Below are 12330 nucleotides of genomic sequence, written 5' to 3'. Positions count from 1 at the left end.
ACAAAAATGTAAAAGTATCTTGCTTTCCCTAAAAGCAAATGTTACAATTGTAACATTTAGTAATATGCCAGTAGTTTAGCAGAAAAACTGGGGAAAAGCAAGAGATACGGGAGGATGGATCATGCAGTTTGGTATTGTAAGTGACAGTTCCTGTGATCTGCCTGAGGCATATTTGCAGGCGGAACAGGTACAGATAGTATCATTTTATATTTCTTTTGACGGAGAAAATTATTATCAGGAGGGAAACCAGATCTCTATTCCGGATTTTTATCAGAAGATGGCAGACAATCCGGACTGCTTTCCAAAGACATCCATGCCATCTGTTCAGGACTATGTGGATGCATTTGTCCCATTTGTCAAAGACGGAATGCCGGTACTATGTATCTGCCTTTCCAAGAAGCTGAGCGGCTCCATGCAGGCTGCCATCAATGCAAAACAGGTAGTGGAAGAGCAGTATGAGGGGGCAAGAATTGAGATTCTGGATTCGGCCCTTGCAACTGCATTACAGGGAATGCTTGTAAAAGCAGCTGTGGAAATCCGTAATGCGGGAGAATCCCTCGATGAGGCAGTCAGATGTCTGGGGGAAATTCGTAAAAGCGGTCATATTTTCTTTACAACAGATGATTTAAAATATCTGGAACATGGTGGAAGAATCGGAAAAGCTGCTTCTGTCGCAGGAAGCGTGCTGAAGATCAAGCCTCTTCTGCAGTTTTATGACGGAGAGCTCGGACCGGCAGAGCTTTGCCGGGGGAGGAAGAAATCAATTTTAAAGCTCATCGAAAAAATGGAGACATACATGGAAGAGCATGACATTCATACGGAGGATTATTATATTGTGACAGGAGTCGGACTGTGGGTGGAAGAGTATGAGCAGTTTAAAAAACAGCTGGCGGAAAGACTGGAAGAAGCCGGTTTTCATGTGGCACAGTGGGAAGATATTCAGATCGGTGCCACCATTGGTGTACATACCGGACCATATCCTCTTGGTACCGGACTATTGAAGCGATGGAAAAAAGGAATGTAGCTTTTTGTCGTTTTTCAGCAGCATTTTGTCGATAAGTGTAGTTTTTCCTGTTATTTTCAAAGAAAGTCGTTATGATAGTAGCAGAGGTTGGAAGGAGGAAAACATGCAGCTGATTTACGAAACATTGAGAAGTTTGGGTTTGACTTCAAAATATCAGGGATATCAGCAGCTGGCCGAGGCAACAAAGATCGTACTGGAAAACGACAACCTCATGCTGAATGTAACGAAGAATATTTATCCGGAGGTGGCATTCAGGATGAAGGTGACTCCGCAGAGTGTAGAGCGGAATATCCGGACAGCGATAGAAGTATGCTGGAGGCAGAGCGGGCCGGAAGGCTTCAGCAAAATTGCGGGCTGTAATATAACAAGAATTCCAACAAATGCAGAGTTTATAGACATGTTCGCCTTCTACATCAAAACTCATAGCTGATGAGGGATAAGGACTAAAAGAATCGCATACATCATATTTGGGGACGTGTTCCGGTGTAACGGTACACGTCCCCAAAATTATTCTAAATGGAGGGTGGACGCTTTACAAATAGAAAAAAGATGATTATAATAGGTGGAAGTCAGGGGGCGGTTTTGTGGAAAGAGCAAATGAGTTTGAGCTGCCGGTACATTTTATCATGGCGGTATTCGGAGGATTTGTAGGTGCATATGCCATACTTGCAAGGATGAAGGTGTTCGGATCTGCGCAGACAGCAAACTTGATTGAGCTGGTGTGCAGTGTTCTGGGAAGGAATCCGGAGGAGGTGCTGACCAGGGTGGCGGCACTGTTGGTATACATGAGCGCAATGGTCGTTGCGGCGGTTCTCGCAAAAAAAGTACAATGGAATCTGAAGTATCTGGCAATTTTTCTGGACGCTTCTGCAATTCTGGCAGTTGGATATTTTCCGGAGAATATGGATCCGGTGATGGCGCTTTATCCGGTTTTTTTTGTCACGGCTTTTCAGTGGTGTGTGTTTCAGGGAGCAAAAGGATATACAAGCTCCACGATTTTTTCTACAAATAATCTAAAACAGACCGTCTTTGCCATAACAGAATACTTCCTATATAGAAAAGAAGAGAAAGTCCGTAAAGAGAAAGCGGAAAAGGCTCTTGTTTTTGGAGGTACGCTTCTCAGTTTTCATATTGGTGTCGGGTTTTGTTATCTGATATGGCTGCAGTATGGAATTCACAGTGTCTGGTTCGGGAGCATTCCTCTTCTGGCAGGGGCAGTGCTCCTTGTGATTCAGGATGTGAGGGGAAAAGCATATACACGGGAGCAGGATTCCGTTTCCTGTTCGTAACGATAAAAAACAGACTGCGGGGCAGTCTGTTTTGTTTGTCTTTACAATCGCAGCGAAAGAAAATCAGATCTCCATTTTCTTATAAGCCTCTTCAGGATCCAATGTGTAGGTTCCATCTTCGAACTGGAAGAGAGGAATCCCGATCGTATGTCCGTTCCGGACTTCTTCAAAAAGATCCATTGTGTCGCGAAGCTTCAGAAAACGTTTCAGATTTGCTGTTGACTTTGTAATATCAAAATAATTGTACTGGATACTGTCATCTGCATGCTCTTTTAAGTATGCTTTTGTATCAAGGCAGTCTCCGCAAATATCAGAACCATAAATAATGACTTTCATACCGTATATGCTCCTTTTTTGTTTTACTATAACATGGACCAAAGAAAAGTACAATATGAGATCTTCTGTTCTGAGTATGGTCTTCGGAAGAAAAAAACATTTTACATTTTGCCCGGATCGTGTAGAATAAAAGATGGATGTATGGGAGATATGGGAAACGCCAGAAAAAAGGAGTAGTGAAAGAATGAATCAGATTAGAAAGCGTGCACAAGAGAAGAGGGAAGAGATCTGCAGGGACAGAAGATACCTGCATCAGAATCCGGAAATCGGAATGGATCTTCCCGGGACGGTTTCCTATATCGGTGAACGTCTCTCAGAGATGGGAATTAAATGGAACTTCTGTGGAGGAGAACTTTCGGAAAAAATGACTGCAGATTATATGGAAGCAGGATTTCCGGAGATGAAAAAAGCAGTAGGAATTACGGCAGTGATCGGACAGGGAAGTCCGTGTATTCTTTTAAGGGCGGATATGGACGCACTTCCGATCCGTGAGGAGACGGGCCTTCCGTATTGTTCTACGAATGGATACGGACACGTGTGCGGACATGACAGTCATGCAGCCATGCTTCTTGGGGCCGCAGGAATTTTGAAAGAAATGGAGAGTGAACTTTGCGGATCCGTCAAGCTTTTATTTCAGCCGGGAGAAGAGACGGGCGCGGGGGCAAAGATGATGGTCGCGGGAGGCGCCTTGAGAAATCCGGATGTTGATGCGGCTTTCGGACTGCATGTGCAGCCTCTTCAGGAAACAGGGCGGGTCGGTTACTGCAGAGGGGTAAATTCTGCATCGCTTGATACCTTTATTGTAAAAATCAAAGGAAAAGGCGGACACAGTTCCCAGCCTCAGATCTGCGTGGACCCGTTGATGATTTTGAATCAGGTATATCAGGCAGTCAACCTGCTTGTGACAAGAGAGGTGGATCCGGCTGCCATGGCAACTCTGACCTGCGGAGTCGTAAAGGGAGGAACAGCTGTCAATATCATTCCTGATACAGCAGAACTCCATATTGGAGTCCGTACTCTGGATTTAGGAGCATCGGAGCATCTACGCAGACGGATTCCGGAGGTCATTGACCATTATGTACGGGCCTGGAACGGGGATTATGAAATGACAGCATTTCAGACGCCGTGTACATACAGCGACAGAAAATTTGTAAAAGAAATGCTGCCTTTTCTAGAAGAGACTGCAGGCAGAGAAAATGTAGAGGAAATTCCGCCGATGAGCGGGACAGAAGATTTTGGATATGTCACAAGAGAAGTACCGGGAATGTTTGTGTTTATCGGGGCGGGAAAAGAGGGGAATGCCCCGCTTCACAATGCACACATGGTACTTGACGAGGAGGTTTTACCGATCGGGGCAGCCATCTACGCGGATGCGGCTGTGTCATGGCTGAAGAAAAAAAGGAACGAGGAGTAAAACATGAATCAGACCAGAAAAGGATCAAGAGGCTTTCATATGCCTCATGTCTTTATTATTTTACTTTTTATTATGCTGATGATTACAGCGCTTTCTTATATGATACCAAGCGGAAGCTACGAGAGAGTTGAGGATACACTCTCCGGCATGAACATCATTGATCCGGATACTTTCCGATATGTGGAAAATGAGAATCCGATTACGTTTATGAACTATTTCGAGGCTGTCTATAATGGATTTGTAAACGGTGCGTCGATTATGGGAACACTTTTTATCTGTTCCGGGGTGATTTACTTTCTTGAAGTGAGCGGCGCATTTGCGGCCGGCATCGAAAAGATTCTGCAAAAGACAAAAGGAAAAGAGTTTTCTGTCGTTTTCATTTTTTATACAATTTTTGTAATCTTCGGGGTTCTGGGTTATGGAGAGGCGGCATATCCGTTTTATCCGCTTGCCATCACAATCGGATTTGCTCTGGGATATGACCGGATGGTAGGAGCCGGTCTTGCGATTGTCGGAAGTACAGTAGGATTTACGGCCGGTCTGATGAATATGTTTACGACCGGAGTCGCACAGCAGATCGTAGGGCTGCCGATTTTTTCCGGAATGGCCTACCGGTGTGCGGGACTTCTTGTGTTTTATCTGATCGGTCTGACCGGTCTTTACCGGTACTGCAGAAAGATCAAGAAGAATCCGAACACCAGTATTTTAAAAGAAGAATACCTTAGCCGGTCCGGAAAAGACAGAGAGGAAATCAAAGAGAAAATGACTGTTCCGAGAGTTCTTGGACTTCTTGCGTTTGGAATTGTCATTGTTGTTCAGGGGATCGGATGTACCCGGTTTGGGTGGTCATTCCCTCAGGTCGCGGCAGTTTATCTTATACTTGGTGTTGCGCTCGTGATTATCTTCCGAATGAATCCAAGTAAGGCATGTGACCTGTTCTGTCAGGGGGCTGTCCGTGTGTTTGGCGCTGCATTTGCGGTAGGACTTGCACAGGCAGTTATGGTACTGATGAATCAGGCATGCATTATGGATACGATTGTCCATGGGATGTCTGTTTTTCTGGAAAACAAAGGCCCGTTTTTTGCACTGCTTACCATCTTTGTATTTGTTACGCTATTTAATTTTTTTGTGGTATCCGGAAGCGGTAAAGCAGTTATGGTTATGCCGATTCTTCAGCCGCTTGGAAAGATTCTTCATATTAATCAACAGGTGCTTGTATTGACCTACCAGTACGGTGACGGGATTACCAACAGCTTCTGGCCGGGAGGAAGTCTTGTGCAGCTTTCACTTTGTAAAGTAGGATATGGCGCCTGGATGAAGTTCTGTTGGAAAATTTACGTGTCTATGATGGCAGCAGCATTTCTTCTGGTAGTGATTGCCAATCAGATCGGATACGGACCTTTTTAGTGGAATGAAATGGTGTGGAAGGAAGAGAGGATTGAAATGGAAAACACAGTTCAGATGAAAAATCAGATCACAGAGGGAGTGATCTGGAAACAGCTTTTAGTATTCTTTTTTCCGATTATGATCGGAACCTTTTTTCAGCAGCTTTACAATACCATCGATACGGTGGTAGTCGGACAGTTTGTAGGGACCAGGGCACTTGCAAGTGTAGGAGGATCCTCAGCCCAGATGATTAACCTTGTTGTCGGTTTCTTTACAGGGCTTTCTTCCGGAGCATCGGTCATTATTGCCCAGTATTATGGGGCCAGAGATGCAAAATTTGTACGGCAGGGAATCCATAACGCCTACGCTATCGCTATAGTCGGGGGAATCGGACTCAGTATTCTGGGAATTGTGCTGGCGCCGTCCATGCTCAGCATGATGAATACACCGTCCGAGATTGTACATGACTCGACTGTCTACCTCCGGGTTTATTTTTCAGGACTTGTTTTTACTTTTGTTTACAATATTGGTTCCAGTATTCTGCGGGCAGTGGGGGATTCCAGAACACCGCTTTATATTCTGATTGCCTGCTGTATTGTAAATATTGTTCTGGACCTCGTCTTTGTGATTGTTTTTCATGAAGGTGTATTTGGAGTTGCCCTTGCAACTTTGCTGGCACAGGCATTCAGCGCTGTGCTTGTAACACTGAAGCTGATGCGCTCAGAGGGAATGTTACAGCTGAAGCTTTCCAAAATCCGTTTTTACCGTACCGCGTTTATCGGACAGATTAAACTTGGTATTCCGACCGGAATAGAATCGATTCTGTTTGCGATTACCAATATCGCGATTCAGGCGTCTCTGAATTCCTTCGGGACAGATACAACGGCGGCGTGGTCGGCATATGGAAAGCTGGATGCTATTTTCTGGATGATTAATACAGCGTTTGGAATTTCCATTACAACATTTGTCGGTCAGAACTATGGAGCGGGAAAGACAGACCGCATTAAAAAAAGTGTAAAAGTCTGCCTTGGAATGGAACTTGTAACAGCTTTCGTGATGGTCGTGTTTTTGATTGTTACAAGAGGATTTCTGTTCCGTATGTTTACATCAGATGCCAATGTCATTCAGATTGGAAGCGACATGCTTGTTCTGATTGCACCATGGTATATTGTCTATGTTTTTATTGAGATTCTTGCAGGAGCACTCAGGGGAATCGGAGATGTGATTGTTCCGGTTATCATTACGCTGGGAGGAATCTGTGTGCTTCGTATCGTCTGGCTTGCGGTTGCACTGAAAATCAGTCCGACGATTTCGGCAATTATTTTCAGCTATCCGGTGACCTGGATCCTGACCGCTGTGATTTTTATCGGGTATTATTATTACAAGCATAAAAAGACTGGAATTGTTTAGAAACAGGAGGGATTATTATGAATGCATATGTACACAAAGTTCATTATTATGAAACTGACCGGATGGGGATCACGCACCATTCCAATTATATCCGCTGGATGGAGGAAGCCAGAGTGGATTTTCTTGACCAGGCGGGATGGGGATTTGACCGGATGGAGGAAGAAGGCATTGTATCTCCTGTTATTCACGTGGACTGTGATTTCAAGAAAACAACGACATTTCAGGATGTAGTCGAAATTATGGTACACATTGAAGAGTATAATGGTGTGAAAATGAAGATCGCCTACGAGATGAGCTGCCGGGGAGAGCAGGTTGCTGTCGGACATTCTGGACACTGTTTCCTGGATCATGACGGCAGACCGATCCGGATGAAGAAAAGCTTTCCGGAACTGGATCAGATGTTCCGGGAGATGACAGAAGGGAGAAAAGAAGCATGCGTGAAATAAAAGTAGAGTGGTTTGGACATTCCTGTTTCAGAATTACAAAGGATGGATATGCAATTGTTTTTGATCCATACGAGGATAACAATGTACCGGGTCTGACACTGGAAACATTGCAGGCAGATGAAGTCATCGCAAGCCATGAACATGGCGACCACAATGCAAGGAAAAAGGTGGAGCTTCGGAGAGAGAAGAAAGACAGTCCGTTTCAGATGATCCGTCTGGAAAGTTTCCATGACGACTGCCGCGGAGAGAAAAGAGGGTTCAACATCATGACTGTTCTGGAATCGGAAGGAATCCGGATCGCTCATCTGGGAGATATCGGATGTATGCCACCCCCGGAGCAGATGGAAGTACTTACAGGTCTGGATGCAGTAATGATACCTGTGGGAGGCTTTTATACGATGGAGCCGGATGAAATCAGAGAACTTTTAAAAGAGTTGGATCCGAAAGTCATCATTCCGATGCACTACAGAAGTGAGACATTCGGTTACGATGTAATTGGGACACTGGATGGATTTTTACAAGAAGAAGATCCGGTGGTCACATATGATTCCAATACACTGATCGTCCGTCCTGATATGGAAAAACAGATTGCAGTTCTTTCCTGTCCGGAGCAGAAGTCATGAAGCGACTAAAACAGATTTTTCTTCCGGTCTTCTGTCTGATATTTCTTTTGACGGTTTCATCCTGTGGAAGTATTTCAGAAAATTCCCACGGGGAATCTGCCGGCGGTCTGGAAAACAAAACAGAGCAGATCGATACTGCCGTCCGGGAAGAAGCGGAAGCGCTTGTTGAAGAATTGCCGGAATACAGCGGCGAGCCCTATACTGTTGTGGCAGACAATGAACCGGATTTTTCAGATTCGGAACTTCAGACGGAAGCTTACGAAGAATACAGTGAACTGGACGAGCTTGGCCGATGCGGGACGGCAAAGGCCAATATCGGAGAGGAATTGATGCCGACAGAAGACCGGGAAAGTATTTCGGAGATCAAACCGTCGGGATGGATCAATAAGGAATACGATGATGTGGACGGAGGATATCTTTATAATCGCTGCCATCTGATCGGTTTTCAGCTGACCGCGGAGAATGCAAACGAAGAGAATCTGATTACCGGTACCAGATATATGAATACGGAAGGAATGCTTCCGTTTGAAAATATGGTAGCAGATTATATCAAAGAGACGGATAACCATGTTCTGTACGAAGTGACACCGGTTTTTGAAGATGACAATCTGGTGGCGTCCGGTGTTCTGATGGAAGCAGAGTCTGTGGAGGATGACGGGGCAGGTATTTCTTTCTACGTCTATGTGTATAATGTACAGCCGGGAATTGAGATAAACTATGCCACGGGAGAAAGCCGTGAAGCGAAGGATACACAGACAGAGGCAGGGACAGAAAACGGTCAGGCAGCAGAGGAAACTTATATACTCAATACAAATACAATGAAGTTTCATGAGCCGGACTGTGCAAGTGTCGGGGATATGAAAGCCTCTAATACGAGGGAGTACAGCGGAAGCAGGGAAGATGTGATCCAAATGGGATACGATCCCTGCGGAAGATGCAGGCCGTAATCTGCCGCATCATTCTGCACTGGAATAACCGATCAGCCGGTCTGGTGTGTGCATGCTTGATACCAGTGCAAACGACCATGGATCCATAGCCAAGGCCATATTGGACTGCTAAGAAAAAGGGACTGTTTGTCAGTCCCTTTCTTTCCGTTTCTTGTCAATATGTTCGTAGTAAAAGGCTTCCTGCTCTTTCCAGTATGCAGTATCCTGTTCTGTAATCTCCCGAATTACCCGGCATGGAACGCCTGCGGCGACGACATTGTCAGGAATGTCTTTTGTTACAACGGAACCGGAACCGATTACCACGTTGTTTCCAATGGTGACGCCTGGATTGATCACCGTGTTGCCGCCGACCCAGACATTGTCTCCGATATGAATCTCTTTTCCGTATTCCAGCTGTTTATTGCGGATGACAGGATCAATCGGATGACCGGCTGTGTAAATGCCGACTCTTGGACCGAAGAATACATTGTCCCCGATATGGACCTCGGCCACATCAATAATGATACAGTCATAATTTGCATAAAAGTTTTCTCCAATGTAGGTATGGCAGCCATAATCCGTGTGAAACGGTGGCTCCACCCAGAAATGATCGCCGACACTCCCAAAAAGCTCCCGGAAGAGCGTCAGCCGTTCATCAGTATCTTCTTCTGTTGACGCATTGATGAGCCTGGTCAGTTTCCGGGCTTTTTTATTGTCCTTTGCCAGTTCTATATCCTTTGCAATGTATAAATGTTCTGACAGCATCAGTTCTTTTTCTGTCATGCTCTTTCCCTCCTTGGTATCATGAGTTTCTTTATAATAGTATCCTATGTCCGGATTTGTCAAGAGCAGTTCCGGCAGAAATTTTTTTGATGATGAAAGAAAAGAAAGCATTTTTGATGCGCTTGACGGTAAAGTAAAATGGTGATAACGTAAATGTCAGAAAGGAGCGGTATATGATTCAGAATATAGAAATACGTGGGGCCAGAGTGCACAATTTAAAGAATATTGATGTAAATGTTCCGTTGAATCAGATTGTAGGAATTGCCGGTGTCTCCGGATCCGGAAAATCCTCCCTTGCGCTGGGGGTTCTCTATGCGGAAGGTTCCCGAAGATATCTGGAAGCACTATCCACCTATACAAGACGGAGGATGACTCAGGCATCCAGGGCTCAGGTGGATGAAGTACTGTATGTGCCTGCAGCTCTTGCGCTGCATCAAAGACCGTCAGTCCCGGGAATCAGAAGCACGTTTGGAACCGGAACAGAGCTTCTGAACAGTCTGCGTTTGATGTTTTCCAGGCTGGCCAGACACTGTTGTCCCAACGGGCATTACCTGGAGCCAACGCTGGAAGTCGCAGCAGGACATGAACTGACCTGTCCGGTCTGCAATACAAGGTTTTATGCTCCTTCTGCGGAGGAACTGGCTTTCAACAGCCAGGGAGCATGCCCGAAATGTGACGGAACAGGTGTGGTCTGGACAGTAGATGAATCTACGCTGATTCCGGATGAATCTCTTTCGATCGATGAAGGTGCTGTGGCGCCCTGGAAATCTCTGATGTGGTCACTGATGACAGACGTCTGCCGTGCTATGGGCGTCCGGACAGACCTTCCGTTTCGGGACCTGACCGAAGAAGAAAAGGAGATCGTTTATCATGGCCCGGCGGTGAAAAAGCATATTTTTTATAAGCCCAAGAGCTCCGATCAGGGCGGTGAATTGGATTTCACTTATTTTAATGCTGTTTATACGGTAGAAAATGCCCTCGCGAAGGTAAAAGATGAAAAAGGTATGAAGCGGGTGGAAAAATTTCTAAAAAGAGATATCTGTCCCGACTGCCATGGAACCAGACTTTCGGAAAGGGCAAGAATGCCAAAACTGAATGGATATTCTCTCGATGAAGTCTGTACCATGACACTGAATGAAGCAGTGAAATGGGTAGAGCAGGTGCCGGATTCGCTGCCCGAATCCATGCGTCCGATGGCGGGGAGCATCTGTGAATCATTCCAGACTTCCGCAAGACGTCTTCTGGATCTGGGGCTTGGGTACCTGTCTCTGGACCGGGCTTCTTCCACTTTATCGACAGGAGAACGGCAGAGAATGCAGCTTGCAAGAGCGGTTCGAAACCGGACGACAGGAGTTCTGTATGTACTGGATGAGCCATCCATTGGTCTGCATCCGGTAAATATTGCCGGGCTGACTGGTGTCATGCACGATCTGATTGAGGACGGTAACTCCGTAGTTTTTGTAGATCACGATACTCAGATTTTGAAGCAGGCTGACTGGTTGATCGAGATGGGTCCGGAGGCGGGAGCAAAAGGCGGAGAAATTCTGGCGCAGGGAACACCGGACACACTGATGAATCATCCAAAATCTCAGATTGGTCCGTTTTTATCCGGCCGTTCTGGAATCCGTAGATCCAAAAAATGTTCGGAAACAGAACTGTTTGATCAGGGACTCATTCATCTTTCAACGGATGCTATTCATACAGTCAAGCCATTGGAAGTGGATATTCCAAAAGGAAAACTCTCGGTAGTCACCGGAGTATCCGGATCCGGAAAAACAACATTGATACTGGAAAGTCTTGTTCCCGCACTTTCGGCCAATATTCAGGGGAGAAAGCTGCCGGAACATGTGAAGAAAATCCGGGCAGAAGGGATTAGTCATGTCAAGCTGATTGATGCGGCTCCGATCGGAATCAATGTACGTTCCACTGTTGCAACGTATGCCAATGTGCATGACGAACTCAGGAAGATTTTTGCAAAAACTCTGGACGCGAAGGAGAAAGGGTATAAGGCGGGAGATTTTTCCTACAATACAGGAAAGCTGCGCTGCCCTGTCTGCGATGGAACCGGAGTCATCAGCCTGGATGTACAGTTTCTCCCTGATGTGGACATTCCATGCCCGGACTGCCGGGGAACACGATATGCAAAAGAGGCGGAAACCATCCACTATCAGACAAAGAGCGGAGAATCCTATTCGTTGCCGGAACTGATGGCGATGGACGTTCATACTGCTCTCACAGCCTGCAAAGATTTGAAGCTGGTCCATCAGCGCCTTCAGATACTGGAAGATCTGGGCCTTGGATATCTGACGCTTGGAGAGGAAACACCCGGACTTTCCGGAGGGGAGGCGCAGCGCCTGAAACTGGCAAGTGAGATGGGAAGAGCCCAGTCGGATTCGGTTTTTATTTTCGATGAGCCGACGATCGGGCTTCACCCGCTGGATGTAAATACTTTGATGGATGTGTTTCAGACCCTGATTGATCATGGGGCGACTGTCGTAGTTATTGAACATGATCTGGATGTGATCCGATGTGCGGATTATATCATTGATATGGGGCCGGGAGGCGGCAAAGACGGCGGTACGGTTGTAGCGGCCGGAACACCGGAAAATGTAAAGACCAATCCGGACAGCCGGACCGGAGCTTTTCTGTAGCAAAGGCCCGGTGTCCAGTGAATGACAGGATATATATTAAGG

At 46.0% G+C, this 12330-nt stretch carries 12 protein-coding genes; 10 read left to right on the top strand and 2 right to left on the bottom strand.

Going from position 1 to position 12330, the window contains the following annotated elements; all coding sequences use genetic code 11:
• The first annotated feature begins 121 nt into the window (after positions 1 to 121).
• The 3 genes from B5G11_RS14705 to B5G11_RS14695 all read left to right on the top strand — a co-directional run bounded on the left by B5G11_RS14705 (position 122) and on the right by B5G11_RS14695 (position 2313).
• Positions 122 to 1024, top strand: coding sequence for a DegV family protein (locus B5G11_RS14705; RefSeq protein ID WP_087255149.1), 903 nt, complete (start codon positions 122 to 124; stop codon positions 1022 to 1024).
• A 103-nt stretch (positions 1025 to 1127) separates the two neighbouring features.
• Positions 1128 to 1454, top strand: a complete 327-nt coding sequence (locus B5G11_RS14700) for a sporulation initiation factor Spo0A C-terminal domain-containing protein (protein WP_087255146.1) — start codon at positions 1128 to 1130, stop codon at positions 1452 to 1454.
• 154 nt (positions 1455 to 1608) lie between these two features.
• The gene (locus tag B5G11_RS14695) at positions 1609 to 2313 is read left to right on the top strand and encodes a YoaK family protein (RefSeq protein ID WP_087168579.1); all 705 of its coding nucleotides are present in this window, start codon (positions 1609 to 1611) and stop codon (positions 2311 to 2313) included.
• Between the two features lie 63 nt (positions 2314 to 2376).
• On the opposite strand, the gene B5G11_RS14690 is transcribed toward B5G11_RS14695, so the two are convergent.
• Positions 2377 to 2649, bottom strand: a complete 273-nt coding sequence (locus B5G11_RS14690) for a hypothetical protein (RefSeq protein WP_087168578.1) — start codon at positions 2647 to 2649, stop codon at positions 2377 to 2379.
• Positions 2650 to 2833: 184 nt separating this feature from the next.
• On the opposite strand from B5G11_RS14690, the gene B5G11_RS14685 reads away from it, so the two are divergent.
• From B5G11_RS14685 to B5G11_RS14660, 6 genes are read left to right on the top strand one after another with little or no spacing between them, the layout of a single operon-like run.
• Entirely contained in the window at positions 2834 to 4063 is a 1230-nt protein-coding gene (locus B5G11_RS14685) for a M20 family metallopeptidase (RefSeq protein WP_087255143.1), read from the top strand.
• Between the two features lie 3 nt (positions 4064 to 4066).
• Positions 4067 to 5470 (top strand): TIGR00366 family protein, encoded by a 1404-nt coding sequence (locus tag B5G11_RS14680; RefSeq protein WP_087168576.1) that lies wholly within the window; start codon positions 4067 to 4069, stop codon positions 5468 to 5470.
• Between the two features lie 54 nt (positions 5471 to 5524).
• Positions 5525 to 6859 (top strand): MATE family efflux transporter, encoded by a 1335-nt coding sequence (locus B5G11_RS14675; protein ID WP_343215520.1) that lies wholly within the window; start codon positions 5525 to 5527, stop codon positions 6857 to 6859.
• 17 nt (positions 6860 to 6876) lie between these two features.
• Entirely contained in the window at positions 6877 to 7305 is a 429-nt protein-coding gene (locus B5G11_RS14670) for a thioesterase family protein (protein WP_087168574.1), read from the top strand.
• Positions 7293 to 7928: an MBL fold metallo-hydrolase gene (locus B5G11_RS14665; RefSeq protein ID WP_087255137.1), complete on the top strand. Its 636-nt coding sequence runs from the start codon at positions 7293 to 7295 to the stop codon at positions 7926 to 7928. The genes B5G11_RS14670 and B5G11_RS14665 overlap by 13 nt, the downstream gene beginning before the upstream one ends.
• Complete coding sequence (locus B5G11_RS14660; protein WP_087255134.1) at positions 7925 to 8875, top strand: DNA/RNA non-specific endonuclease; 951 nt, start codon at positions 7925 to 7927, stop codon at positions 8873 to 8875. The genes B5G11_RS14665 and B5G11_RS14660 overlap by 4 nt, the downstream gene beginning before the upstream one ends.
• A 129-nt stretch (positions 8876 to 9004) precedes the next feature.
• Here the strand turns inward: B5G11_RS14660 and B5G11_RS14655 are convergent, their stop codons facing one another.
• Positions 9005 to 9637: a sugar O-acetyltransferase gene (locus tag B5G11_RS14655; protein ID WP_087255130.1), complete on the bottom strand. Its 633-nt coding sequence runs from the start codon at positions 9635 to 9637 to the stop codon at positions 9005 to 9007.
• A 173-nt stretch (positions 9638 to 9810) separates the two neighbouring features.
• On the opposite strand from B5G11_RS14655, the gene B5G11_RS14650 reads away from it, so the two are divergent.
• A complete protein-coding gene (locus B5G11_RS14650) occupies positions 9811 to 12288 on the top strand; it encodes an excinuclease ABC subunit UvrA (protein ID WP_087255127.1) in 2478 nt (825 codons plus the stop codon).
• The last annotated feature ends 42 nt before the right edge of the window (positions 12289 to 12330 follow it).

Origin of the sequence: Drancourtella sp. An57 (assembly GCF_002161525.1) — a bacterium.
Lineage (GTDB): Bacteria > Bacillota > Clostridia > Lachnospirales > Lachnospiraceae > Sellimonas > Sellimonas catena.
This window is presented reverse-complemented; position numbering and strand designations above follow the sequence as displayed.